Source organism: Glacieibacterium arshaanense, from assembly GCF_004681125.1.
In the GTDB taxonomy this organism is placed as follows: Bacteria; Pseudomonadota; Alphaproteobacteria; order Sphingomonadales; family Sphingomonadaceae; genus Polymorphobacter_A; species Polymorphobacter_A arshaanense.
In genome coordinates this window covers 167,107-192,807 of the sequence record NZ_SIHO01000001.1, presented here as the reverse complement: position 1 = coordinate 192,807, position 25,701 = coordinate 167,107, and the positions used below count along the sequence as shown (strand labels likewise).

Here is a 25,701-nt window from a genome sequence, read left to right as displayed (position 1 = left end):
GATGGCCGTACTCAGCGAAGAACAGACGATGCTGCGCGACATGGCGCGCGAATGGACGACGAACGAAAGCCCGGTCACCGCGTTCCGCAAGTTCCGCGACCTGGCGCCGGCGTGCGGCTATGACGCCAATGCCTTCAAAACCATGGCCGAAATGGGCTGGGCCGGCATTGTCATCCCGGAAAAGTTTGGCGGCTCGGACTTCGGCTGGCTCAGCCTCGGCCTCGTGCTCGAAGAAACCGCGAAGACGCTGACCGCCAGCCCGCTCGCATCCTCGGCGCTTGCCGCCAGTGCGCTGGTGCTCGGCAGCAGCGACGCGGCGAAAGCGACGTGGTTGCCCAGGCTGGCCTCGGGCGAAGTCGTCGGCACGCTCGCCATCGACGAAGGCCCGCGCCACAACCCCGCCGCCATCGCCACAACGGCGACCAAGTCTGGCGACGGCTGGACGCTCAGCGGCACCAAGGCGTTCGTCCATGAAGCGCATGGCGCGGCGCTGTTTATCGTAGCGGCGCAGACGCCCGACGGTGTCGGCGTGTTCGCGGTGCCTGCCGATTTGGCGGGCCTCGGCCTCGCCACGCGCAAACTCACCGACTCGCGCAGCCACGCAAACGTCACGCTGGCAAATGTCAAAGTCGGCGCCGACGCGTATCTCGGCGGCAGCGACCTGCTCGACCGGCTGCTCGACCGCGCGCGCATCGTCACCGCCGCCGAAATGCTCGGGCTGGCGGAGCACAGCTTCGGCGTGACGCTCGACTATCTCAAGCAGCGCGTCCAGTTCGGCCAGATCCTCGCGACCTTCCAGGCGCTGCAGCACCGCATGGCGGAACTGTTCACGCGCATCGAACTGATGCGCACCGATGTCGAAGCCGCACTCGCCGCCCTGGACAGCAGCACCGACGTACCGGCGATGGCGTCACTCGCCAAGGCCACTGCCAACGACACGCTGCACCTCGTCAGCCGCGAAGTCATCCAGCTCCACGGCGGAATCGGCATGACCGACGAATATTTCATCGCCTTCTACATCAAACGCGCCCGCGTCCTCGAAAACGCCTGGGGGTCGTCGACGTTTCACCGCGATCGGTATGCAAGTTTGGCAGGGTATTGAAGATTGAGCAGCAAGGGCCTCCGGCGGGCAGGCCTGAGGCCTGCACCCATCTTCTGCCGGCGCTGCAACAACCGGCGTGGGTCGCATTGGCACCGTCCAAACTAATGGGTGCAGGCCTCAGGCCTGCCCGCCGGAGGCCCTTATCCTTTCCCTTTTGGCCTTAAAATGACCGTCAACGAAGACGACCTCGAACGCCACGGCATCGAATTCGGTGACCCGACGCTCGCGCCCGACGATCATGCCAATGATGCGTTTGTCGCGGCAAACCTGAAGCGCAATTTCATCGCGAATTTCGGCCACGGCATGCTCGGCATGACGGGGTTCCGGCTGATCAACGCGCCGACGTTCGTGCCAGCGTATATTTTCATGCTCACCGGTTCGTCGATGATGGTCGGGCTGTCGCAGGCACTGCAGCAGATCGGTGCGGTGGCATCGCCGCTGATCAATGCCAGCACCATCGAGGACAAGAAGCGCATCCTGCCCACCGCGTTGCGCACCGGCATGATGATGCGGCTGCCGCTGCTCGGGCTGGCGCTGGCCGGGTGGCTGCTGTCGGGGCCGTGGCTGATCGGGCTGACGCTGCTGTTCCTGACGATGTTCGGCTACTATTCGGGCGCGCAGCGTGTGTCGTTCCAGATGCTGATGGCAAAGGTCATTCCGCTCGACAAGCGCGGGCGGTTACAGGGGTATCGCAACCTGGCGGGCGGCGCGATTGCGGCGGCACTGTCGTGGTGGGCGGGCAAGACGCTGATCGCCGGCAATGTGCTCGGCAACGGCTATGCGACGACGTTCATGCTGAGCTTTATCCTGACCAGCCTCGGCCTGACGGTACTGGTGACGCTGATCCGCGAGCCCGACAGCCACCAGCGCCGCGCGCCGATGAAGCTGCGCCACCGGGTGCGCGAGCTGCCGCTGCTACTGCACGACAAGGCGTACAAATACTTCCTGATCAGCCAGCTGCTGACGACGGCGGGGCGCATCGGCATGCCGTTCTGCATCCTGCATGCCGGGCAGGTCATGCACCTGGATGGCCGCGCGCTCGGGCTGCTGTCGTTCGCGTTCCTGGGCGCCGACACGCTGGCCAATCTGGTCTGGGGCATGCTCGGCGACCGCAAGGGCTTCCGGCTGGTGTTCCTGTTGTCGCTGCTGCTGTGGATCGGCGCGTTCGGCATGATGCTGGTGGCGCACGACCAAGCCGGCTTCGTGCTCGGCTTTGTCGCGATGGGCGCGGCGAGTTCGGGCTATATGATGGGCGCGCAGACGCTGGTGCTCGAATTCGGCTCCAAAGCCGATATCCCGATGCGCCTCGCCATCTCGGCCACCGCCGAAACCTCGGTCGCGTCGATAAGCCCGCTGATCGGCGGCGTCATCGCGACGGTCTATGGCTTCACGACGCTAATCGGGCTGTCGATGGCGCTGCTCGGCTGCGCGCTGGCGGTGGTGACGCTGCTGGTCAAGGACCCGCGCTACGCCGCGAACGGCGCGTAGGCGCGCGGCAACCTCGCACTACTGCCTTTGCATCTGCCGAATGTGCGTGACGGCTAGGGCTTGCGCTTGCCCAGGTCATCCGAGATCTGTCGCGCATATTGCGGCAGGTCCGATGACATCACTGTCGAATACCACGCCACCACAAGATCGTTGCGCGGCGATACATAGAGCCCCTGCCCGAACACCCCGCCCTTGAAGAAATCGCCGTCATCCCAAATGGCGTCCCATTGCCAGTGGTTCGCCGACGGCGGATGTGCCGGGAAAACCGCCTTCGCCATCACATTGCCCAGTTCGCCCTTGCGGAAAATCTGCTGGCGCCCGCCGGTCTGGATCTCGTGGACATAGGCATCGCTGACAATCTGTTCGCGTGATGCCTTGGCCCAGCTCGGCGTATACAGCAGCCCGTAGCGCGCCAGATCGCGCAACCGCGTCGCCAACAAGCCGTGGGCCTGCGGGGTGCCGTCGGGTGCCAGCGCGACTTGCATGTCGCCCTCGACCCCCATCTTGGCCCAGACGCGGTCCTGAAAGATATCGCCCCAGCGCCGGCCTTCGACGGCTTCGGCCAGCAGCGCCAGCACCGTTGTGTTGAGCGAGGAATAGTCGAAGGCCACGCCGGCCGGCCCCATCCGTTTCGCGGTACGGATGACTTCGAGCTGGCTCTCGACCTTGCCATCGGCATTGGGTTCGCCAACGGTCGCATGGTTGTAGCGCGCGATGATCGAGTGCGGATTCTCGCGGTTAGCCTGATTTTCGACTATGTCCATGCCCGACGCCATGTCGAGCACGTCGATCACCCGCGTGCCGCGCCATTCGGTGCCACGCAGCGCGGGGATATAGCTGTCGATAGGCTTGTCGACGTCAATTTTGCCTTCTTCGACCAGCTGGCGGACGACCAGCGATGCCGTCGTCTTCGAAATCGACATCCAGACATGGTTATCGGTCGGTCGCATGCCGGGATAGTCTTCGAAGATGATCCGGCCGCCCTGCATCACAATCATGCCCTGCGCCCGCGACTTTTCCGACCGCAGATAGGCGAGCAGCGGCAAGCCGCCGCCGGCAGTGCCGACATGGGTCTGTCCGATCGCGGGATCGAGACGGACTTCGAGAGGCATGACCGCGCCACTTCGTGCGGCAATCTCGGTTTCCAGCCACAGGCCGATATCAAGGAAGTGGAACAGCGCAACGTCACCCGCCGCAATCAACGCTTCGGGGCTGTAGCCCTGTCGAAGTTTGCGTGCCTGTTCGGGCGTGAAGCCGGCGCGCGCTTCCGCCAATATGCCGCCGGGTAGCGTATTCGCCGGTTCAGCCGCAGCGCGGGGCGCCCCCAGCGCCAACACAGCAAAGGTTGCCGCAAGCGTCATCGCGGTTCGTTGCACAGATCGGCTGCCGAGGTTCATTTGCTCTGTCCTTACCTGAAATCGTCGCCGATATTGTGTGGGAAAGTCCGGCCGCGCAACGCGTTTGCGTGCCGTGGGCAATATCTTCCGCGATAGCACCTCGGCCAAGCAAAAGGCCGCCCGTTGCCGGGCGGCCTTGAACTTGCAGACGGCCGAGGCGCTTACGCCGAAGCGACTTCGCCCTTCTTGGTCTTGTACTTGATCTCCGCCCAGACGCGGCGATAGCTGAGGTAGCCGAGGCCGGTCATGATGAGCAGGAAGATAACCGCGCCGAAGCCGGTGCGATGACGTTCGACGAGCTTGGGCTCGGCGGTCCAGGTGAGGAACGCCGCAACGTCCTTGGCCATCTGGTCGACCGTCGGCTTGGTGCCGTCGGTGTATTCGACCTGGCCTTCGCTGGCGAGCGGTGCCGGCATCGCGATGTTGATCGACTTGAAGTACGGGTTGTAGTTCAGGCCATCCGGCACCTTCCAGCCCGCGGGGGCGTTGGCATAGCCGGTCAGCAGCGAATAGACGTAGCGGTTGCCGTGTTCGCGCGCCTTGGTCATCAGCGACAGGTCAGGCGGCAGCGCATTGTTGTTGGCAGCGCGTGCGGCGACTTCATTGGCGTAAGGGCCATAGAATTTGTCCGACGGCAGGCCCGGGCGCATGGCCGGTTCGCCGGTCTTTTCGTCGATCGTCGGCTGTTCGTTGGTCTTGGCAATCGCCTTGATTTCAGCCTGGGTGAAGCCGAGCGCGGCGAGGTCGCGGAACGCCACCTGGTGCAGCGAATGGCACGCCGAGCAGACTTCACGATAGACCTTGAAGCCGCGCTGCAACTGCGCGCGGTCGTAGGTGCCGAACGGACCGTCGCTCTGGAAGCTGACTTCCTTGGCTTCCTTGTGCAGCGCGAGCGTCGGGTCGGGCGTGACGGCATCGCGTGGCATGAAGGCACCGACGAGCAGCGCGAGGACAAAGACGCCGCCAATGGCGAACGGCGCGAGAAAGGCGATCAAACGACCCATTGGTAATCCCCTTACGCGGCCGGCTGCGGCACGGCGGCAACCGCAGCGCGAGCAGCTTCGACACTATGGCCGGCATTGGTCAGCACGGCTTCCGAGATCGACTTCGGCAGCGGCAGCGGCCGTTCGATACGGCTGATGATCGGCAGAATGATCAGGAAGTGCGCGAAATAATAGGCTGCCGCGAACTGGCTGATGCGCAGCCACGGCTCGGCCGCAGGCTTGCCGCCGCACAGGCCGAGGATGAGGCAGTCGACGACGAACACCCAGAAGAACAGCTTCGACAGCGGGCGATAGTTGTTCGACCGCACCGGCGACTTGTCGAGCCACGGCAGGAAGAACAGCAGCAGGATCGCCGAGAACATGGCGAGCACGCCCCACAGCTTCGCCGGCACCCACAGGAAGTTGACGGTGAAGGCGCGCAGGATCGCGTAGAACGGCCAGTAATACCATTCGGGGACGATGTGCGCCGGCGTCGAAAGCGGGTTGGCAGCGATATAGTTGTCGGGTTCACCCAGCGCGTTCGGCAGGTAGAAGACGACGATCGCGAACAGCGTGAAATAGACGCCGAGACCGAAAAAGTCCTTCGCGGTGTAGTAGGGGTGGAACGGCACGGTGTCCTGCGGACCCTTGATATCGACGCCGGTCGGGTTGTTCGAACCGGGGATATGCAGCGCCCAGACGTGCAGGATGACCACGCCGAAGATCACGAACGGCAGCAGATAGTGCAGCGAGAAGAAGCGGTTGAGCGTGGCGTTGTCGGGCGAGAAACCGCCGAGCAGCCAGGTGTGGATCGCTTCGCCGACTACCGGGATTGCCGAGAACAGGTTGGTGATGACGGTGGCGCCCCAGAAGCTCATCTGGCCCCAGACCAGCACATAGCCCATGAAACCCGTCGCCATCATCAGCAGGTAGATGACCATGCCGAGCAGCCACAGCACTTCGCGCGGCGGCTTGTACGAGCCGTAGTAGAGCCCGCGGAAGATGTGCAGATAGACGACGATGAAGAAGAAGCTCGCACCGACAGCGTGCATGTAGCGCAGCATCCAGCCCGAGTTCACATCGCGCATGATGTGTTCGACCGAGTTGAACGCGAGGCCGACGTTCGGCGTGTAGTGCATCGCCAGGATGATGCCGGTGATGATCTGGACGACCAGTGCGACACCGGCGAGCACGCCGAAGTTATAGAAATAGTTGAGGTTCTTCGGCACCGGATAACCGGCACCGACTGAATCATAGATCAGCCGCGGCAGCGGCAGACGCGAATCGATCCACTTGCCGACTTCGGTGGTGGGTTCGTAATGCTTGGCCCAGGGAAAGCTCATGGTTTCACCTTATCCGATCGTCACGCTGGTCGGCGACTTGAACGCATATTGCGGCACTTCAAGGTTCTTCGGGGCCGGGCCCGAGCGAATGCGTGCTGCTGTGTCATATTGCGAGCCGTGGCACGGGCAGAAATAACCGCCGAAGTCGCCCTTGGTCTCGCCTTCGCCGGCACCGAGCGGCACGCAGCCAAGGTGGGTGCAAACGCCCAGCGTAATCAGCCAGTTGGTATGGCCTTCCTTGGTGCGTTCGGCGAGCGTCTGCGGGTCACGCAGGCTGGCGACCGGCACCTTGTTGGCGGCATCCTGTTCGGCCTGCGTCAGGTTGCGTGCAAACACCGGCAGACCGCGCCAGCTGATCTTGATCGCCTGCCCCGGCTGCACTGCGGCCAGATCGACATCAATCGACGCCAGCGCCAGCACGTCGGCCGACGGGTTCATCTGGTTAATCAGCGGCCAAGCCACCGTTGCCGCACCGACCGCGGCAAACGCCCCGGTGGCGATGTAAATGAAATCGCGGCGGCGCTCGCCGCTTTCGGTCAGCTCGCCTGCTGCCGGTACATGGGCTTGATCAGTAGCCATACGGCGCCACCCTCATAACACAAAGTGCGCGCCACCCCTGCGGCGCGCGTGAACTGGAAAGGCTGATAGCCGCGACAGGTGCCACAGTGCAACGGGCAATTTGGCACGGGGGGCAGTTGTGCGGCAGATTTGCCATTGCGCGCTGATCGGGCACGGCCCGAACATGGCGATGGCGCGGAACGGGCTTGGCCGCTCCGCGCCATCGAGGGCACAGCACCGGGGTGCTGGAAACCGTTATGCGGTGGCGAAACCGCGACGGCGACGCAGTGCACTGCCGACCATGCCGAAGCCGGCGATCATCAGCGCCCAGCTGGCAGGTTCGGGCACGCCCGGCCCCGGCGTCGCGCTGCCGAAGGTCACGTCATCGAACACGACGAAGTTGGCGACGCCGGCGAACTCGATCGACTTCGCGGTACCGCCGAACGAAACGCCGATCGGCACGAACGGGCAATAGGCGCCGAAGAAGCCCGAGCAGCCCGACGGCGTCAGTGCCAGGCTGATCGAACCGAGCAGGCTGCCGGTGCCGCCAAGGCCGTCCCAGACGTTTACCGTGCCGCCACTACGGCTGACCTGCGAATAGTTGAACGAGAAGCCGGTGGTGAAGCCTGCTGCATAGTCGAGAATGGTCGAGCTGCCGCTCAGGAAGAACAGGGCACCGAATTCGGAACCGGGTGCGAGACCACCGCGGGTCGTGTTCGAGCAGTTGACCGTTGCAGTGTTCAGGCACAGCGCCAGCGCGTTCGACGAGAACGACACGCCATAGTTGGTACCAGTGGTGGCGTCGCTGCTGGTGCCGCCGTTGTAAAAGTTGAGAATCTGCGCGAAGCCCGACGGGTACGTCGCGTTGACGCCTTCGAAATTGAGCGACACCACGGCCGCTTGCGCCGAAACAGCGCCACCGGCGAACGCCGCAAGCGCCGCAAATTTTGCGATATAGTTCATAATTGACCCTCCAAGCCGCGTACGGCAGTTGATAGACGAGACGCCCTACCCACAAGCAATGATGCAGGAATCGTGCCAAAAAATTGCGAAAATTTAACTGATTGTATTCAAATGTGAATTTCGGTTAGTCATTGCGACGCGCCTAAGAATATGTAAATTTTATTGACACTTTGGCACCATATCGACGCCGGCGCACGGGCAAGCGGAGGACAGAAGATGGCGGCTTCAACGGCGGGCGCGGCGCGCCAGCCTGACGATGGTTGGGCTACCATTCACGCTGCAGCAGCGCGCGACCGTCACGAAGCCGCCAAGCGCGCGTTCGACATGTTGCGCGCCGGACTCGAATATCCCGATGCGCTGGCGCAAGTGTTTCGAGCCTTGAGCACCGAAGGCCGACCGCGTGTCACCGCCGCCGATGCCGCCGAGGTGCTGGCGCGCTACGGCGGACTGCTCGCGCGTCAGGGCGGGCTCGACGCGGCGCGCACCGCTCTTGAAGCCAGCCTCGCCATCGATCCCGACAACTATGCCGCGCGCATCGACGCGGGCACGGTGACGTTCATGAAGGCCGACCTTGCGGCCGCCGAAGCGCATTACGCGGCGGCGAGCGCGCTGCGTCCCGGTGAAATCGAACCACTTGCCGCGCGCGCAGCCATCGCGGCTCGGCAGGGCGACCCCGAAACGGCGCGCGAGCTTGGCATGGCGGCCTTGGTGCTGGCGCCTGGCAATGTCACCGCGACGCTAGCGGTGGCGCGCGCCGAGTTCTTGCACGGCGCCACCTCCGGCTGCATCGCGCGGCTCGATGCCCTGCTGGCGCGTCCCGACATCAACGCACAGAACCGCGTCGCGGCGCTCGACCTGCGCGCCGATGCGCATGACGCACAAGATGCATGTGCGGCGGCGTTTGCTGACTACACCGCACGCAATGCGTTGCTGCAGGCCGCCAATGCCCCGCGCGTCGCCCGTGAGCTGCCCGAGCGCCGCATCGCCCAGGCACGGCGGCTGACAGCGTGGTTTGACGCGGCACCCGCGGCAGCGTGGCAGCAGCGGACCGGGGACGCTGGTGCGTGCCCCGCCGCCGGCCATGCCTTCCTGATCGGCTTTCCGCGTTCGGGCACCACACTGCTTGAAAAGGCGCTTGCCGGGCATTCGGACGTCGTCAGCCTCGAGGAGCTTGACCATCTATCAGCAGTGACGCCGGGGTGGCTCGACAATGACGCGGCGCTGCAGCGTCTAGCAACGCTCGATGCCGCGATCGCCGACGCTGCCCGCGCCGAGTACTGGCGCCGAGTCGAAGCCTCGGTCCCCGGTGGCGTCGCCGGACGCACCGTTGTCGACAAGCTGCCGCTGCACAGCGTCGCGCTGCCGGTCATTGCCAAGCTGTTCCCCGACGCCAAAATCCTGCTGGCGCTGCGCGACCCGCGCGATGTCGTGCTCAGCTGTTTCCGCCGGCGCTTTCAGATCAATGCTGCGATGTTCGAGTTCCTGACGCTCGACGGTGCTGCTGCCTATTATGACCAGGTCATGCGCCTCGTGCAGCGCTGCCGCGCGATCATGCCGCTGAACCTGCGCGATGTCCGCCACGAAACGCTGGTGCGCGATTTCGATGCCGAACTCGGCGCGGTGCTGGGCTTCCTAGGGCTCGATTGGGACCCGGCGGTGCGCGACTTCGCCGCACGTATCGGCGGCCGCTTCCGCACCCCCAGCGACGTCCAGCTGACGCGCGGCCTGACCGATAGCGGCATCGGCCAATGGCGCCGCTATGCCGCGCAGCTGGCGCCGGTGCAGCCGGTGCTGGCACCTTGGGTGGACAAGTTTGACTATGAGAAGTGATTCAAGGGCCTCCGGCGGGCAGGCCAGCACTTGTCCAAGATGGCGGCCTGCAGCCGATTGAAGAGCGCCAAACAAATGGGTGCAGGCCTCAGGCCTGCCCGCCGGAGGCCCTTAGGTCACTTTCTCGGCGGTCTGGAATTCGGGTGCGCGCCAGAGCCCGCTTTCAACGACATCGGCAAGCCGGTCGACCGCATCCCAGATGTCGGCGTAGCGTAGGTACAGCGGCGACAAGCCGAAGCGCAGCGTTGACGGGGCGCGGAAGTCGCCGATGACGCCGCGGCTGATCAGCGCCTTCATCAGCGGGTAGCCGTCGGCGTGGTCATAGGCGACATGGCCGCCGCGTGCGGCAATGTCGCGCGGGCTGGCGAGGCGGAAGCCGGCATCGGGGAGCCGCGCGGCCATCAGATCGACGAACAGCGCCCCGAGCGCCATCGATTTCGCCCGTGCTGCGTCGCTACCGGCGCGTGTGGCAAGTTCGAGGCCGGCTTGCGCTGCAACCATCGACAGAATCGGCTGCGTGCCGGTGAGCAGCCGGCCGATGCCTTCGGTCGGCGCAAAGTCGCGGTCGAATGCGAACGGCGCACGGTGGCTCCACCAGCCGGTCAGCGGCTGGTCGAGTGCGGCATGGTGGCGCGCCGCGGCAAATGCGAACCCCGGGCTACCGGGGCCGCCGTTGAGATATTTATAGGTGCAGCCGATCGCGAAATCGGCGTCGCAGGCATTGAGCGCGACGGGCATTGCACCGGCGCTGTGGCACAGGTCCCACACCGTCAGCGCGCCGACGGCATGCGCGCGCGCCGTCAGCGCGGCCATGTCGAGGATGTGCGCTGACTTGTAGTGCGTGTGCGTCAGCGCGACGACGGCGACATCGTCGCCGATCGCATCGATGAGCTCATGACTTTCGGCGAAGCGTATTTCATGACCCTGCCCGAGCCAGCGCGTCAGCCCCTGCACGACGTAATTGTTCGTCGGGAAGTTGCTGCCTTCCATGACGATGACGCGGCGGTCGGGGTTGAGCGCGGTGGCGGCGGCGACCATCTTGAACAGGTTGATGCCGGTGCTGTCGGTCATCACCACTTCGCCGGCGTCGGCGCCGACCAACGCGGCAATGGCGTCGCCCATGCGGTACGGCAGGTCGAACCACCCGGCCTTGTTCCAGCTGGTGACGAGGCCCCTGCCCCATTGTTCGCGCACGGCATCGGCGACGGCGGTCGCGGCGGCGCGTGGCAGCGGCCCAAGCGAATTGCCCGCGAGGTAAATGGTCCCAGGCGCGATATCGAATTCATCTACCAACGCGCCAAGCGGATCGGCGGCGTCAAGCGCCACGGCGTGCGCGCGGGTCAGGTCGGTGCTCATCGCCGCGACCATAGCAGCGATTTGCGGCGGCGGCAGTGCCTGCGCTAGGTCGGATAGCGAAAGGCCCGCCGCTCATGTCCGATTCGCCCTATCTGTTCGCCCCCGCGCCGCCCGCCAGCCTCGGCATTGTCGGCGATACGCGGCGCTTTGCAGTCGGGCGGGTGTTCTGTGTCGGTCGCAACTATGCCGAGCACGCGCGCGAAATGGGCAGCGATCCGGTGCGCGAGCCGCCGTTCTTTTTCAGCAAGCACGCGTCGTCGGTGTTGCCGGGCGGCAGCCTCGCCTATCCGCCGATGACATCTGACCTCCATCACGAAGTCGAACTCGTCGTCGCGATCGGACCCGACGGCATCGCCGGCCATGCCGTCGGCATCGACTTCACGCGACGCGACTTGCAGGCTGCCGCCAAGGCCGCCGCGCGGCCGTGGGACATGGCAAAGGGCTTCGACGGCGCCGCGCCGGTCGGGCTGCTGACGCTGGGCGCGACGATGCCCGACGCAAACATCAGCCTCAGCGTTGACGGCATGGTGCGCCAGTCGGGGAAGCTGTCCGACATGATCTGGTCGGTCCCCGAAATCATCGCCGAGCTGGCGCGCTATCTGGTTCTGCGGCCTGGCGACCTGATTTTCACCGGCACGCCCGCCGGTGTCGGGCCGGTGAGCGTCGGCGCGCGGCTGCACGCGCACATCGACGGACTGGCGCCGCTCGACCTGACCATCGCACCGCCGGCCTGAAACGTGCGACTGGCGCTGTTCCAGCCCGACCAACCCGGCAATGTCGGGACGATGCTGCGGCTGGCGGCGTGTCTCGGCGTCGGCGTCGACATCATCGAACCCTGCGGTTTCGCGTTCGATGACCGGCAGCTGCGCCGTGCCGGGCTGGACTATGCCGACATCGTGCAGCTGACGCGCCACCGCGACTGGGAGGCGTTTCGCACCGCGCAGCCGGGGCGCATCATGCTGCTGACCACGCGCGGCGACGTCCGCCACGCGGACGCGGACTTTGCAGACGGCGACATCATCATGGTCGGGCAGGAAAGCGCCGGCGCGCCCGATTTCGTCCACGCTGCCGCATCCGTGCGATTACGTATTGCCCAGGTGCCCGGCACCCGCTCATTGAACGTCGCCGTCGCGGCTGGCATCGTGCTGGCCGAGGCGCTTCGTCAAACTCAGGGATTTCCGTCATGACCACAAAGCTCGATGCCCAGCAACAAGCCGCAGAGACCTGGTTCCAGTCGTTGCGCGACCGGATTTGCGCGGCGTTCGAAGGCCTTGAAGACGAACTTGGTGGCAACGAACCCGCCGGCCGGTTTGTCTACACACCGTGGCAGCGCCCTGAAGGCGGCGGCGGCACGATGGGTGTGATGAAGGGCCGCGTTTTCGAAAAGGTCGGCGTCAACGTCTCGACCGTCCACGGCAATTTCTCGCCCGAATTTGCCAAGACCATTCCCGGCGCCACCGAGGACCCGCGTTTTTTCGCCACCGGCATCAGCCTGGTCGCGCACATGACCAACCCCAAGGTGCCGGCAGTGCACATGAACACGCGCTTCCTGGTCACCACCAAGCGCTGGTTTGGCGGCGGCGCCGACCTCAACCCGCCGCTACCGGTTGAAAAGGACACCGCCGACTGGCACGCCGCGTTCAAGGCCGCCTGCGACCGCCACGACCCCGAACACTACCCGCGCTTCAAAAAATGGTGCGACGAATATTTCTTCATCCCGCACCGCAATGTCGCGCGCGGCGTCGGCGGCATTTTCTACGACTGGCTGGAGAATGACTGGGACAAGGACTTCGCCTTCACCCGCGATGTCGGCGAGACGTTCCTGAGCGCCTATCCCGAAATGGTCCGCCGCCACCTCCACGACAGCTTCACCGCCGCCGACCGCGAGGCGCAGCTGCAGTATCGTGGCCGCTACGCCGAATTCAACCTGATCTACGACCGCGGCACCTTGTTCGGCCTGAAAACCGGCGGCAATGTCGATGCCATTCTGATGAGCCTGCCGCCCGTCGCCAAATGGGACTAGGCGGCCTCGACCTCGGCGCCGGCGAGTAGGCGATAGACGACGCCCATCGCCGCGCTGAAATAGGTGCTGAGCACCAGACCGGGCAGCAATAGCAGCGCTGCAACGACGAATGCAGGCAGCGAGCCTGTCGGCGGTCCGAACTTTTGCGTGCCCAGATAGACGAGCGCCACGATCGGTACGGCCGCGACAATGTAGATCAACGCCAACGCGAGCAGCGTCAGCATGTGACCGCGCGTCATCCGCCACGTCCGGCGCAGGCTGGCCTTAATCCCGATGCGTTCGAAAAGCGCGATGCCCGGCAACGCACTCAGGCGCAGCACGACATAGAGTTCCACGCCGATAAAGGCGGTAAAAATCAAAATGAGAAACAGCACCCATCCTGCGCTTTGCGTGTCTGGCAGCTTCACGCCTGACAGGATGCCAACTATGCCGGCCAAGAGCCCCAACGCGAAACCGATGGCTGTGAACGCAACCGTCATGATCAATAACGCCAGCAAGCTCGCCGCAAGCAACTTCATCATCGGCTTAACTGTGCCCGCCAGAACAGTGCCGACGCTTTGCCCCCGCAGTTCTGCCGTCGCGCCCGCCAGCGCCGCGACAGTTAACGTGCCGATCAGCGCCAAAACATAGTTCACGATGAGGAACGACCAGCCGGCGACGCCGAGCCGGACTTCGGGATGGTCGAGCGATGGCATCTGCACGGTCATCCGCAGCACCAGCGCCGGCAGCACCGAAAATGCGGCGAGCACCACCGCATAGATTTGCCAGTCGCGCCGCACCACGGCGTGCGTCGCGCGCCAAACCGATCCCACCGAAAAAGTCATTGAATTTCCCCCGAAATGCCCCTGCCACGATGCTAGGAATCGCGCCGATGGCCGTCAATCGCGCCCGCCACCCAAATTGCGACCGAATTGGCGGCAATGCGTCGCGGCTTCCGCAAGACCGGCGCTTTGACTATGGCTGGCAGCATGCAATCCACCCTGACCCCCGTGCCCGCCGGCTGGCTCGCCACCATCGTCACCAGCCTCGAAATGACCGCGCGTCCCGCCGCACCGACCGAGCCGGTGCGCGCGCCGTTCAAGCTCGAGCGCTGGACAGCACCGGCCAGTGTCGAGGCTTATCGCGCGCTGTTCCGTAAAATTGGCGGGCCGTGGCTGTGGTTCAGCCGCTTGCTGCTGTCAGATGCCGAACTTGCCGCAATTCTCGATGCGCCGACGACCGAGCTTTACGTCGCGACGCGCCGCGACGGCACCGCCATCGGCATTATCGAGCTTGATTTCGCGGCACCGAGCCAGACCGAACTGGCGTTCATCGGGCTGACCCCCGAACTCGCCGGACATGGCCATGGCGGCTGGCTGATGCAACACGCGCTGCGTCGTGCCTGGCGCGACGATACGGTGCGCGTCTGGGTCCACACCTGCGATCTCGATCATCCCGGCGCACTGCGCTTTTACCAGCGTCAGGGGTTCAAGCCCTATGCGCGTGCCGTCGAGACTTTCCCCGATCCGCGGGTGACCGGGCTCTACCCGCGCGATATCGCGCCGCACGTGCTGCTGCTCGCATAAAAAAGGCCCGGCGGACGTGCGTCCTCCGGGCCCAATTCAGTCTGACCCGATGATCAGGAAGCGACGTGCGCCAGGCTGCGGCGACGCAGCGCGCCACCGACCAGGCCGAAGCCCGCAACCATCATCGCCCAGCTGGCCGGTTCAGGCACAGCGCCGGCCGGCGTGGTCGGCGCTTCAACGATCACCGCCGGCGGCGTCACCGGGCCGAGGTGCTTGATGTGCCAGGCATCGCCACGCTCGGCGGCAATGCGAAGAGCTTCCTTGTCGGCGTTAACCGTTGTCACGGCCAGCGCCGGTGCGGCCGCGAGGAGTGCGACTGCTGTCAGTGCCAAAATCTTCATACTCTAAACTCCCTGTCTGTGACTAATGCTCAACCCCAGGAATTATGGTTTACCAGCAAGGTGTTACGGTCAAATTAAGACAGTCGGACTGCCAAACTCGATTCGTCGCATTTTTCAAACAGTTTGGAACCACCGCCGCCGAAACGTGCTTTTATGTCTCCGTGGGCCTCGCATGGAGGTGCAGCGTGCTGCAGTGGAGCTCATCGTCTGGACGTACTTGCCGACACGAAAAATACCAAATTGGGGTCTCGACTTTCTGCAACCGCAGCAACCGAGGAATTGGTCATGTATATATTTCGGTCACAACTTCACGTCACGCAACACCTCTATCAAGCACTTCTACTGATACTGCTGAGTGCCATTGCGGCGCCCGCTGCAGCGCTGACTATTCTGGGGTCAACGCAGCAGTTCGCCGTCCTGAGCGCAGCGACCGTCACCAACACTGGCCCGACAACCATCGTCGGCGACCTCGGCGTCAGCCCAGGCACGGCGATCACCGGGCTGGGCACCATCACGCTGACCGGCACTGTCCATGCGACGGACGCGGTGGCGGCACAGGCACAGGCCGATCTGGCGAACGCCATGCAAACACTCGTTAGCATGCCGGTGACAAGCGACCTGACTGGCCAGACACTCGGGACCGGCGGCGTGTCGATCCTGACACCCGGCACCTACCGCTTCGCCAGTTCGGCGCAGCTCAACGGACTGCTGACGCTCGACGCACAGAACGACCCGAATGCGGCGTTCGTCTTCCTGATCGGCTCGACATTGACGACGGCGAGTGCGTCATCGGTGCAGGTCCTGAACGGCAATGCCAATACGACGCTGTTCTGGAATGTCGGCAGTTCGGCGACGCTGGGCACCGCGACGCGCTTTGCCGGCAACATCCTCGCGCAGGCGAGCATCACGCTTGATACCGGCGCGCAGATCCTGTGCGGACGGGCGCTGGCGTCGACCGCGGCGGTAACACTCGACACCAACACCGTCACCAACACCTGCGGCAGCGGCGATTTCGGCAGCTACGGCTTTAGCGGCGGTGCCGCGACGGCTGCGGTGCCCGAACCGGCGAGCTGGGCGCTGCTGATTACCGGCTTTGCCGGCGTCGGCCTGCGCCTGCGGCGGCGCCGGATGCTGGTCGTGTAAGCGCGCGCGGCGCGGCTCTGAAACGGACGCACACCTGAATCTGGCAATTTGAAGTTGCTGCCGACAGTCGGTAGAAGCAGCCGAGCCAAATTCAGGAAAGTCCGCCGATGAAGACCCGCGCCGCCGTCGCCTTTGCCGCCAACCAGCCGCTCGAAATCGTCGAGCTCGACCTTGAAGGCCCCAAGGCCGGTGAAGTGCTGGTCGAAATCATGGCGACCGGCGTCTGCCACACCGACGCCTACACGCTCGAGGGCAAGGACAGCGAGGGCATCTTCCCGTCGGTGCTCGGCCATGAAGGTGCGGGCATCGTCCGCGAAGTCGGGGCCGGCGTCACCTCGGTCAAGGTCGGCGACCATGTCATCCCGCTGTACACGCCCGAATGTCGCCAGTGCAAAAGCTGCCTGAGCCAGAAGACCAACCTGTGCACGCACATCCGCGCGACGCAGGGCAAGGGCGTCATGCCCGACGGCACCAGCCGTTTCAGCTACAAGGGCCAGACCATCTATCACTATATGGGCTGCTCGACGTTTTCGAACTTCACCGTGTTGCCCGAAATCGCCGTCGCCAAGGTCGATCCGGCGGCACCGTTCGACAAGATCTGCTATATCGGCTGCGGCGTCACCACCGGCATCGGCGCGGTGATCTGGACCGCCAAGGTCGAACCCGGCGCCAATGTCGTGGTGTTCGGGCTGGGCGGCATCGGCCTCAATGTCATCCAAGGTGCGCGCATGGCCGGCGCCGACAAGATTATCGGCGTCGACATCAACCCCGGCAAGGAAGCCATGGCGCGGGCGTTCGGCATGACGCACTTCGTCAACCCGAAGGTCGTGGGCAACGACAAAGTCGTCGAAACGCTGGTCGCACTGACCGACGGCGGCGCCGACTACAGCTTTGACTGCACCGGCAACACCGATGTCATGCGCCAGGCGCTCGAATGCTGCCACCGTGGCTGGGGCGAAAGCATCATCATCGGCGTCGCCGAAGCCGGCAAGGAAATCAGCACGCGGCCGTTCCAGCTGGTGACGGGGCGCGTCTGGAAGGGCTCGGCGTTCGGCGGTGCGCGCGGCCGTACTGATGTGCCGAAGATCGTCGACTGGTACATGAACAAGAAGATCAACATCGACGACCTGATCACCCATGTGCTGCCGCTGGAGAAGATCAACGATGCGTTCGACCTGATGCACGAAGGCAAGTCGATCCGCACCGTCATCCGGTTCTGAGGGGGCGCGGCATGTTCTTCTGGATCTACGACTATCCCGACTGGCTGATGGCGCTGGTGTTCATGTTCGCGTTCACCGCGTTCGGCGTTGGCGGGTTGTTGTTGTTCCGGTTGACCGCGCTCGACTGGTTGCACCGCGATTCGCGCGCCAACGACATGGTCGGTTTCGCCATGTCGAGCTTTGCGATGCTCTACGGCATCCTGCTCGGCCTGATGGCGGTCGACGCCAGCCAGAATTTGTCGGACATGATGACGATCGTCGACCGCGAGGCGGCGAGCGTCGGGGCGCTTTACCGCGATGTCGGCGGCTATCCCGCGCCACTCGGCGGCGAGTTGAAGGGCATATTGCGCGTCTATACGCGCGATATCATCGACAACGCCTGGCCGATGCAGCGCGAGGGCATCACGCAGCAACGCACCACCGTCGAGCTCGACACCTTCTTCAAGCGCATCCAGACGTTCAAGCCCGCCGACGCCGGCGAAACGGTCATCCATCAGGAGGCGCTGCGCCAAGCCAACAACCTGCTAGAGCTGCGCCGGCTGCGGTTGGCGTCGGTCAACACCGGCATCCAGGGGCTGTTATGGGCGGTGGTATTGTTCGGCGCGGCGATCAATATCGGGCTGGTGTGGATGCTGCGCATGTCGCGCCATGTCCATGTCGTGCTGGTCGGTCTGCTGGCAGCGTTCATCGGCGTCGTCATCTTCCTGATCGCGGCGATGGACTATCCGTTCCGCGGCGATATCAGCGTCAGCTCCGATGCCTTCGAGGAAGTCTATCAGTCGATGATGGCGCCCGACGCCAAGGCCGCCGGCACAAAATTCTAGGAACACGCCATGCCGTACGAGACGCTTTCGACCGCGCATTGCTTCGGCGGCACGCAGGGCTTTTATCGCCATGAATCTTCGAGCACCGGTACGCCGATGCGCTTTGCCGTGTTCACCCCGCCACAAGCCGCAACGCGACCGGTGCCGGTGCTGTGGTGCCTCGCCGGGCTGACCTGCACCGAAGAGAATTTCAGCACCAAGGCCGGCGCCCAGCGCCGTGCCGCCGAGCTCGGTCTGATGCTGGTGATGCCCGACACGTCCCCACGCGGTGACGGCGTTGCCGATGACGCGGCGTATGACCTCGGCCAAGGTGCGGGCTTCTACCTCGACGCGACGCAGGCGCCATGGGCGGCTAATTTCCGCATGGGCAGCTATATCGCCGACGAATTGCCCCGCCTCATCGGCGCACACTTCCCCGCCGACATGCACGCGCAAGGCATCACCGGCCACTCGATGGGCGGCCACGGCGCGCTGACGCTGGCGCTCACCCACCCCGGCCGCTACCGCAGCGTTTCGGCGTTCGCGCCGATCGTCGCGCCGATGCAATGCCCGTGGGGCGAAAAGGCGCTGACCGCCTATCTCGGCGCCGACCGCGCGGCGTGGCGTGGCGTGGACGCCTGTGCGCTGATCGCTGACGGCGCACGGCTGCCCGACGTGCTCGTCGACCAAGGGCTCGCGGACAATTTCCTCGCCGAACAGCTCAAGCCCGAACTGCTCGAAGCAGCCTGCGCCAAGGCCGGTATCGCGCTGACGCTGCGCCGCCACGCCGGCTATGACCATAGCTACTGGTTCATTTCGAGCTTCATCGATGACCATCTGGACTGGCATGCGGCGCGGTTGAAGCGCCCGGCAGTCTGAGCGAAGGGCCTCCGGCGGGCAGGGGCTTGCCCCTGCACCCATTGATTCAGCCCGCGTACCAAGAGTCGGCGTCGGCTATTGCAGCGTGCCGCGAATATATGGGTGCAGGGGCAAGCCCCTGCCCGCCGGAGGCCCTTCAACCCTCCAAAGCCAGCATTGCATAGGTCGCCAGCCAATGCTCGCCGGCATAGTCGCCGGCGATATGCGGCAGCCCCGCGTCGAGGTGGATTTGCGCCAGATCGCCGTGCCCCAGTGCCTTCCACGCCCACGCCCGGCTGAGATTGAGCCCGTCGAGGTGGGCGATCTTGCCGTCGCTGCGGTCGCTGACGGTGGCGGGGGTGAACAAGGCTGGTGGCTGGTGCTGCGCGAGACGGGGCAGGAACGCCGAGTACCAGACGGCGAAGTCGGCGGCCGGCAGCACGCGCTGCATCAACAGCGCCTCGGTCAGCACCGGCGACAGGAAATCGTCGCCGCCGGGTTCCCACCCCTGCGCGTCGCGGTCAGTGCCGTACCAGTCGCGGGCGCGGCGGCTGATGAGCGCGGCGAGCGGCGCGTCATGCTCCGCCGCCCAGTCGTGTGCGAGCACCAGCGCGAATGCGGTATTGGCGTGGCTGCCGTTGCGGATTGCATAGGTCTGCACCGGCAGGAACGCGGTGAAGCGCGCGGCGAAGGCTCGGGCCAGTGGTTCGAGTGCCGCACCCCAGGCGGCATCGTGCAGCGCCGCCTCGCCGTGCAAGGCCAGCAGCCACGCCCAGCCATAGGGCCGTTCGAAGCCACCGCTGTTGGGGCGCGCCAGATAGGCCAGTTCGCCGGCGACCTTTGCGGCGGTGAAGACATCGTCGGCGCGGGCGCGGATGGCCGGGGCTTCGGGCAGGTCGGGGAATAGCCGCAACAGCCTCAGCAGCAGCCAATAGCCATGGACGCAACTGTGCCAGTCGAAGCTACCATAGAAGATCGGGTGCTGTGCGCTCGGCCGCGTGCCATCGCCGGCGCCGTTCCAGACATGGTCGAGCTTGTGCGGGAATTCGCGCACCGTATGCGCCAGCGCGATATTCGCTATCCGCGACGCGAGGTCAGGGGTCAGTCTCATCTAAATGCCAGTCCGTAAATCAGCAGCGTGTTGATGACGAGCAGCGGCAGTGCGGTCGCCACCTGCGCCTTGATGACGCCGTTGCGGTCATCGAGTTCGAGCAACGTCGCCGGCACGATATTGAAGTTCGCCGCCATCGGCGTGCACAGCGTCCCGCAGAACCCCGACAGCATGCCGATTGCCGCGATGATCGCCGGGTTGCCGCCATAGCCATGCACCAGCAGCGGCAGCGCCACCGCCGCGGTCATCACCGGAAACGCTGCGAACGCATTGCCCATCACCATCGTGAACAGCGCCATGCCGAGCGTATACGCCGCGACCGCCGCGAACAGATTGCCGTCCGGCACAATCGCGCTGACCCCCTGCCCGACGACCTCGCCGACCCCGGCCAGCGCGAACACCCCGCCGAGCGCGGCGAGCATCTGCGGCAGGACCGCCGCCCAGCCGACGGCATCGAGCAGGCGCCGGCCTTCCTGCAACGCCGCGAGTTTCGGCGGGCGCAACATGACGCTCGCCAGTGCCAACGCGATGAGCACGCCGAGCGCCAGCGATACCAACGTCGTCTGCTTGGGATCGACCAGCGGCAAGCCGCCGATGTCGACGTGCTTGAACAACAGGGTGCCCGCCAGCGCGGTCACCGGAATCGCCAGCGCCGGCACGAACAGCCGGTTACCGAACTTTGCGGCAGACGCGACCCGCGTCGGCGCGTCGGTCGTCGCCGGGTGGCTGCGCCCGACTGCGCCGAACCCGGCGAGCGCCACCAGCACCAGCACCAGCACACCGTTGCCGAGGTCGCCGAGCGCGTTGCCGCCGAGGAAACTCAGTGCCAGCAGCCCCCAGAACGCCGCATTGCCCCAGCGCTTGCGATTAGCGCGGTCGTGCGCGCTAAGTAGCGCAATCGCGGCGAAGACGATGCCGCCGAAGCTGTAGATGAACGACAGCCCGATCATCGTGCGGCGAGCCGTTTGTCGAGCCGCCACAGCCGGAAGCCGTGGATCAGCGTCGCGGCAATCGCGGTCGGGATCGCCCACACCGACAGCGCCAGCGGCGACAGCAGGATGCCGTAGTTTTCGAGGAAGCCCTTGATCAGCAGGATCGACGCGACCGCGAGGAAGATGTCCTCGCCAAAGAACAGCCCGATATTGTCGGTCGCCGCCGCCATCGCGCGGATTTTCTGGTGCTCGGCGTCGGTCGTGGCGCCCTGCTTTTCGGCTGCGGCCACCGCCATCGGCGCGAGCAATGGCCGCACGGTTTGCGCATGGCCAGCAATCGCGTTGAGCCCCGCCGCTGCGGTCAACTGGCGGAAGATCATATAGGTCAGCAGCAGCCGGCCCACTGTGGCGGCATGGATCGACGAAATCAGCGTCCGCGCGCGCTCCTGCAAGCCGTAGCGTTCGAGCAGCCCGATCACCGGCAGCACGATCCAGATGACGCTGACATAGCGGTTGTCGTTGAATGCCTTGCCGAGCGCCGCGACCACCGTCAGCGCATCGAGCCCTGCCGCCCAGCCGGTGACCAGCGCCGCGACGGTCACCACCAGCAGCGGGTTGATGCGCAGCACAAAGCCCAGGACGATGACGCCAATTCCCGACAGCACCAGCATTAGCGCGGCCCGACGCGGAAGGTGGCAGCCGCCTTGGCGCAGGGCACGCCGTCAGCATTGATAAGGCACGAGGTGAAGGCCAGCGTCGCCCCGGTCTTGACGAAATTCGTGGTGAAATCGACCCATTGGCCAAGCTTTGCCATGCCGAGATAATCGACCGACAGGTTGACCGTCACCAGGCCCGGCGCCGGGTCGTAGCGCAGCGCCGCGCTCAGCCCCATCGCATTGTCCGCCAGCGCCGCGATGACCCCGCCGTGCAGCAATCCGCGGCCGTTGCAATGTTCGGGGCGGATATGCAGCCCGAGGATGAACGCCTCCCCCGTGACGCGCGCATAAAGCGGCTCCCACGGCGCCGTCACGGCGCTCTTGCGGGTGTGCGGCACAAAGCCGTCGGGGACGATCAGGTCGTTCAAGCCCGTGCCTTTCCAAATCCGCCGCCGCCCGGCGTTTCAATCACGAACACGTCGCCCGCCGCCAGCGCCACCGTGGCGGTCGCGCCGAAGTCTTCGCGGCTGCCGTCGGCGCGTTCGACCCAGTTTCGGCCCGCTGCACCGTTGGCGCCGCCCGCCAGCCCGAACGGCGGCACATCGCGGCGGTTGGCCAGTATGCCGGCGGTGACGGGTTCGAGGAAACGCACGCGACGCACGACGCCATCGCCGCCATGGTGTGCGCCAGCGCCGCCCGACCCGGGCCGGATCGAGAAGGTTTCGAGCCGCACCGGGAAGCGCGTTTCGAGGATTTCGGGGTCGGTCAGCCGGCTGTTGGTCATGTGCGTCTGCACTGCACTGGCACCGTCGAAGGCCGCGCTTGCGCCGGCGCCGCCGGCGACGGTTTCGTAATACTGAACTCGGTCGTTGCCGAAGGTGAAGTTGTTCATCGTCCCCTGCGCGCCCGCCATCACGCCCAGCGCGCCGAACAGCGCATCGGTGACGACCTGGCTGGTTTCGACGTTGCCCGCGACGACCGCCGCCGGATACACCGGGTCGAGCATCGAGCCCCGCGGCACGGTGATCGTAACGCCGCGCAGGCAGCCGTCGTTGAGCGGGATGTCATCCCCCACCAAACAGCGGAACACATAAAGCACCGCGGCGCGCGCGATCGAGCGCGGTGCATTGAAATTGTCGGGGCGCTGGGCGCTGGTGCCGGTGAAATCGACGTGTGCGGTGCGCGCGGTGCGGTCGACGGTAATTGCCACCGACACCTGGGCGCCATTGTCCATTGGGTAGGTAAAGCTGCCGCTGTCGAGTGTCTCCAGCACACGGCGCACTGCTTCGTCGGCATGGTCCTGGACATGGCCCATATAGGCGGCGACCACGTCTTGCCCGTGGGCCGCGACCAGCGTCTTGAGCGCGGCGGCGCCTTGGTTGCATGCGGCGACCTGCGCCTTCAGGTCGGCGATGTTGGCGGCGATGTTGCGCGCCGGATAGGCACCCGACCCAAGCAATGCCGAGACCTCGACCTCGCGGAAGCGCCCGGCTTCGACCAGCGTGACATTGTCGATCAGCACGCCTTCCTCGTCGATGCTGCGGCTGTCGGGCGGCATCGACCCCGGCGTCAGCCCGCCGATATCGGCATGGTGGCCGCGCGCCGCGACGAAGAACGCCGGCGTGGGGCCGTCGGTGAACGCCGGCATTACCACGGTAATGTCGGGCAAATGCGTGCCGCCGTTGTACGGCGCGTTGAGCATATAGGCGTCGCCCGCCGCCATCGTGTTGCCCCGTGCGGCAATGATCGTGCGGATGCTGTCGCTCATCGAGCCGAGGTGGACGGGCATGTGCGGCGCGTTGGCGATCAGCGCGCCTGATGCGTCGAAAATCGCGCACGAAAAATCGAGCCGCTCCTTGATGTTGACCGAGGTGGCGGTGTTCTGCAGCGCCAGCCCCATTTGCTCCGCGACATCCATGAAGCGGTTGTTGAACAGTTCGAGCTGGACGGGATCGCGCCCAATACTACGAAACTCGCTGCGGTATTCGCTGCGTGCGACGGCGGTGCCGCGCGTCAGCAGCAGGTTCGCGGCCGCGTCGCAGCGCGCCTGCCAGCCCGGCGCAACGAGGATCGTCGAGGTCGGGTCGACAATAACCAGCGGTCCCGCCAATTCGCCAGCCTGCGCCAGCGCGGCGCGGCCGAGCACGCGCGTGTCGACGGCGCCCTGCCCCCAATCGACCAGCGCGCCGCCAGCGGGTTCATCACCCGCCGCTGCAGCGACCGATGCAGCAAGCGGCGCCGACACGACGATTTCAACGCGGACGCTGGCGATCATCGGCGCACCGTCACCGATGAAGCCGAAGCGGGCGCGGTGTGCGGCGGCAAAGGCATCGGCGACAGCGGCCGCTTCACCCATCGGCACTTCGAGCGTCGTGTCGGCGCCGGCGTGGTGTACGAGCAGGCTGACATGGCGAGTCACCTTCATGCCCGCGACCGCGCAGAGCGCGGCGCGGGCCTGCGCTTCGAGGCTGTCGGCAGCGACGCTGGCAGCGGCAATGCCGGCGGCATCGAGCGCTACGCCAAGGCTGGTCTCGCGCAGTTCGCGCAGGTCGCTGGCGCCGATGCCATACGCCGACAACAGGCTGGCGAGCGGGTGCACCATGATTTCGGAGATGCCGAGGCTTTCGGCGACGGCGCAGGCGTGCTGACCGCCGGCGCCGCCGAAGCACACCAACGTGTAGCGCGCCAGATCATGCCCGCGTTGCACAGAAATCTGCCGGATGGCGCGCGCCATGTTGGCGACCGCAATGTCGAGGAATCCCTGCGCCAGTGCGGCAGGCGTCAGGCGTTGGCCGGTCGCGGCGAGCACTTCGTCCGACAGCGCCGCGAACTTTGCTGCGACGGTTTCTGCGTCGAGCCGCTGGTCGCCGCCCGGCCCAAAAATCGCCGGAAAAAGATCGGGTGACAGCCGACCGAGCAGCACGTTGCAATCGGTCACCGTCAGTGGGCCACCGTTCCGGTAGCACGCCGGGCCGGGCATCGCGCCGGCGGATTCGGGGCCGACGCGCAGCCGGATGCCGTCGAAGCGGCAGATCGAGCCGCCGCCTGCCGCCACAGTGTGGATCTGCAGCATCGGTGCGCGCACCCGCACGCCCGCCACGCTGTTATCGGTGCTGCGTTCGAGCACGCCGGCATAGTGCGAGACGTCGGTCGAGGTGCCACCCATGTCGAAGCCGATGAGGCGCTCGAAGCCCGCAGCCTCGGCAGTCTTGACCATGCCGATGATGCCGCCCGCCGGCCCGGATAGGATCGCATCTTTGCCCTGGAAACGCGCCGCATCGACCAGCCCGCCGTTCGACTGCATGAACTGCAGCGCCGTATCGCCCAGCGCCGCCGCAACGCTGTCGACATAGCGCCGCAGCACCGGCGACAGATAGGCATCGACCACCGTGGTATCGCCGCGCCCGACGAGCTTGATCAGCGGCGCGACCGCATGGCTCAGCGATATGCGCGTAAAGCCGATGTCGGCGGCGATTTCGCCGATGCGCGCTTCGTGCACCGGGTTGAGATAGCCGTGCATCAGCACCAGCGCGAGCGCACGAAATCCCGCGTCGAACGCCGCTTGCAGACCGGCGCGGGCGGTGGCTTCATCGAGGCCGCGCACGACGCTGCCGTCGGCGGCCAGTCGCTCGTCGATTTCAACGACATGGCCGTAGAGCGGCTCGGGCAGTTTGATTTCAAGGTCGAACAGCCGTGGTCGCGCCTGGTGGCCGATGCGCAACGCGTCGCCCAGTCCGCGCGTTATCGCAAGGCAGGTCGGTGCGCCGGCGCGTTCGAGCAGTGCGTTGGTGGCGACCGTGGTGCCCATCTTGACCGCCGCGATCCGGTCCGCGGGCACCGCTTCGCCCTCGCCCACCCCGAGCAGCGCGCGGATGCCAGCGACCGCCGCATCGGCGTAGCGCGCGGGGTTGTTCGACAGCAATTTGCGCAGATGCAGCACGCCGTCGGGCGCGCGTGCGACGATATCGGTGAAGGTACCGCCGCGGTCGATCCAGAATTCCCAGCCGGGCGAAGATGCGTCAACCATCG

Annotated in this window: 23 protein-coding genes and 1 pseudogene; 11 read left to right on the top strand and 13 right to left on the bottom strand. The window is 65.5% G+C overall.

Going from position 1 to position 25,701, the window contains the following annotated elements; translation table 11 throughout:
• Window position 1: 1 nt before the first annotated feature.
• Window positions 2–1,102: an acyl-CoA dehydrogenase family protein gene (locus EUV02_RS00860; RefSeq protein ID WP_135244344.1), complete on the top strand. Its 1,101-nt coding sequence runs from the start codon at window positions 2–4 to the stop codon at window positions 1,100–1,102.
• A gap of 165 nt (window positions 1,103–1,267) precedes the next feature.
• On the top strand, window positions 1,268–2,590 hold the full coding sequence (locus tag EUV02_RS00855) for an MFS transporter (protein WP_135244343.1): 1,323 nt from the start codon (window positions 1,268–1,270) through the stop codon (window positions 2,588–2,590).
• Between the two features lie 53 nt (window positions 2,591–2,643).
• Here the strand turns inward: EUV02_RS00855 and EUV02_RS00850 are convergent, their stop codons facing one another.
• The 5 genes from EUV02_RS00850 to EUV02_RS00830 all read right to left on the bottom strand — a co-directional run bounded on the left by EUV02_RS00850 (window position 2,644) and on the right by EUV02_RS00830 (window position 7,834).
• Complete coding sequence (locus tag EUV02_RS00850; RefSeq protein ID WP_166430447.1) at window positions 2,644–3,951, bottom strand: serine hydrolase domain-containing protein; 1,308 nt, start codon at window positions 3,949–3,951, stop codon at window positions 2,644–2,646.
• Between the two features lie 197 nt (window positions 3,952–4,148).
• The gene (locus EUV02_RS00845; RefSeq protein ID WP_135244341.1) at window positions 4,149–4,991 is read right to left on the bottom strand and encodes a cytochrome c1; all 843 of its coding nucleotides are present in this window, start codon (window positions 4,989–4,991) and stop codon (window positions 4,149–4,151) included.
• 11 nt (window positions 4,992–5,002) lie between these two features.
• On the bottom strand, window positions 5,003–6,313 hold the full coding sequence (locus EUV02_RS00840; protein WP_135244340.1) for a cytochrome b: 1,311 nt from the start codon (window positions 6,311–6,313) through the stop codon (window positions 5,003–5,005).
• 9 nt (window positions 6,314–6,322) lie between these two features.
• A complete protein-coding gene (gene petA, locus EUV02_RS00835) occupies window positions 6,323–6,892 on the bottom strand; it encodes a ubiquinol-cytochrome c reductase iron-sulfur subunit (protein WP_135244339.1) in 570 nt (189 codons plus the stop codon).
• Between the two features lie 234 nt (window positions 6,893–7,126).
• Window positions 7,127–7,834, bottom strand: a complete 708-nt coding sequence (locus tag EUV02_RS00830; RefSeq protein ID WP_135244338.1) for a PEPxxWA-CTERM sorting domain-containing protein — start codon at window positions 7,832–7,834, stop codon at window positions 7,127–7,129.
• A 216-nt stretch (window positions 7,835–8,050) separates the two neighbouring features.
• Here EUV02_RS00830 and EUV02_RS00825 point away from each other — a divergent pair, with 216 nt between their 5' ends.
• Window positions 8,051–9,664, top strand: coding sequence for a tetratricopeptide repeat-containing sulfotransferase family protein (locus EUV02_RS00825; RefSeq protein ID WP_135244337.1), 1,614 nt, complete (start codon window positions 8,051–8,053; stop codon window positions 9,662–9,664).
• Between the two features lie 111 nt (window positions 9,665–9,775).
• On the opposite strand, the gene kynU is transcribed toward EUV02_RS00825, so the two are convergent.
• Window positions 9,776–11,020 carry a kynureninase gene (gene kynU / locus EUV02_RS00820; RefSeq protein WP_135244336.1) on the bottom strand — a complete coding sequence of 415 codons (1,245 nt, stop codon included), beginning with the start codon at window positions 11,018–11,020 and terminating at the stop codon, window positions 9,776–9,778.
• A gap of 74 nt (window positions 11,021–11,094) precedes the next feature.
• Between kynU and EUV02_RS00815 the strand changes: the two genes are divergently transcribed.
• Genes EUV02_RS00815 through hemF form a run of 3 tightly spaced genes read left to right on the top strand, consistent with a single transcriptional unit; the run spans window position 11,095 to window position 13,043 of the window.
• Window positions 11,095–11,754, top strand: coding sequence for a fumarylacetoacetate hydrolase family protein (locus EUV02_RS00815; protein ID WP_135244335.1), 660 nt, complete (start codon window positions 11,095–11,097; stop codon window positions 11,752–11,754).
• A 3-nt stretch (window positions 11,755–11,757) separates the two neighbouring features.
• Window positions 11,758–12,207 (top strand): tRNA (cytidine(34)-2'-O)-methyltransferase, encoded by a 450-nt coding sequence (locus EUV02_RS00810; protein WP_135244334.1) that lies wholly within the window; start codon window positions 11,758–11,760, stop codon window positions 12,205–12,207.
• The gene (hemF, locus tag EUV02_RS00805; RefSeq protein WP_135244333.1) at window positions 12,204–13,043 is read left to right on the top strand and encodes an oxygen-dependent coproporphyrinogen oxidase; all 840 of its coding nucleotides are present in this window, start codon (window positions 12,204–12,206) and stop codon (window positions 13,041–13,043) included. Before EUV02_RS00810 ends, hemF begins: the two co-directional genes overlap by 4 nt.
• Here hemF and EUV02_RS00800 read toward each other — a convergent pair.
• Window positions 13,040–13,867 (bottom strand): hypothetical protein, encoded by an 828-nt coding sequence (locus tag EUV02_RS00800; RefSeq protein ID WP_135244332.1) that lies wholly within the window; start codon window positions 13,865–13,867, stop codon window positions 13,040–13,042. The two genes, hemF and EUV02_RS00800, sit on opposite strands and share 4 nt — an antisense overlap.
• A 144-nt stretch (window positions 13,868–14,011) precedes the next feature.
• On the opposite strand from EUV02_RS00800, the gene EUV02_RS00795 reads away from it, so the two are divergent.
• Window positions 14,012–14,608, top strand: coding sequence for a GNAT family N-acetyltransferase (locus EUV02_RS00795; RefSeq protein WP_135244331.1), 597 nt, complete (start codon window positions 14,012–14,014; stop codon window positions 14,606–14,608).
• A 53-nt stretch (window positions 14,609–14,661) separates the two neighbouring features.
• On the opposite strand, the pseudogene EUV02_RS16070 reads toward EUV02_RS00795, so the two are convergent.
• Window positions 14,662–14,766, bottom strand: a pseudogene (locus EUV02_RS16070) (PEPxxWA-CTERM sorting domain-containing protein); the annotation flags it as partial.
• Between the two features lie 468 nt (window positions 14,767–15,234).
• Here EUV02_RS16070 and EUV02_RS00785 point away from each other — a divergent pair.
• From EUV02_RS00785 to fghA, 4 genes are all read left to right on the top strand, one after another.
• Entirely contained in the window at window positions 15,235–16,092 is an 858-nt protein-coding gene (locus tag EUV02_RS00785) for an ice-binding family protein (protein WP_135244330.1), read from the top strand.
• A 107-nt stretch (window positions 16,093–16,199) separates the two neighbouring features.
• Entirely contained in the window at window positions 16,200–17,312 is a 1,113-nt protein-coding gene (locus EUV02_RS00780) for an S-(hydroxymethyl)glutathione dehydrogenase/class III alcohol dehydrogenase (protein WP_135244329.1), read from the top strand.
• 11 nt (window positions 17,313–17,323) lie between these two features.
• Window positions 17,324–18,136: a bestrophin-like domain gene (locus EUV02_RS00775; protein ID WP_135244328.1), complete on the top strand. Its 813-nt coding sequence runs from the start codon at window positions 17,324–17,326 to the stop codon at window positions 18,134–18,136.
• A 9-nt stretch (window positions 18,137–18,145) separates the two neighbouring features.
• Entirely contained in the window at window positions 18,146–18,994 is an 849-nt protein-coding gene (gene fghA / locus EUV02_RS00770) for an S-formylglutathione hydrolase (protein WP_135244327.1), read from the top strand.
• A 136-nt stretch (window positions 18,995–19,130) separates the two neighbouring features.
• Here fghA and EUV02_RS00765 read toward each other — a convergent pair whose 3' ends face one another.
• Genes EUV02_RS00765 through EUV02_RS00745 form a run of 5 tightly spaced genes read right to left on the bottom strand, consistent with a single transcriptional unit; the run spans window position 19,131 to window position 25,699 of the window.
• The gene (locus EUV02_RS00765; RefSeq protein ID WP_135244326.1) at window positions 19,131–20,084 is read right to left on the bottom strand and encodes a DUF2891 domain-containing protein; all 954 of its coding nucleotides are present in this window, start codon (window positions 20,082–20,084) and stop codon (window positions 19,131–19,133) included.
• Window positions 20,081–21,034 (bottom strand): DUF979 domain-containing protein, encoded by a 954-nt coding sequence (locus EUV02_RS00760; protein WP_135245317.1) that lies wholly within the window; start codon window positions 21,032–21,034, stop codon window positions 20,081–20,083. Before EUV02_RS00760 ends, EUV02_RS00765 begins: the two co-directional genes overlap by 4 nt.
• Entirely contained in the window at window positions 21,031–21,687 is a 657-nt protein-coding gene (locus tag EUV02_RS00755) for a DUF969 domain-containing protein (RefSeq protein WP_135244325.1), read from the bottom strand. The genes EUV02_RS00760 and EUV02_RS00755 overlap by 4 nt, the downstream gene beginning before the upstream one ends.
• Complete coding sequence (locus tag EUV02_RS00750) at window positions 21,687–22,100, bottom strand: PaaI family thioesterase (protein WP_135244324.1); 414 nt, start codon at window positions 22,098–22,100, stop codon at window positions 21,687–21,689. Before EUV02_RS00750 ends, EUV02_RS00755 begins: the two co-directional genes overlap by 1 nt.
• The gene (locus tag EUV02_RS00745; protein WP_135244323.1) at window positions 22,097–25,699 is read right to left on the bottom strand and encodes a hydantoinase B/oxoprolinase family protein; all 3,603 of its coding nucleotides are present in this window, start codon (window positions 25,697–25,699) and stop codon (window positions 22,097–22,099) included. The genes EUV02_RS00750 and EUV02_RS00745 overlap by 4 nt, the downstream gene beginning before the upstream one ends.
• Window positions 25,700–25,701: the final 2 nt, after the last annotated feature.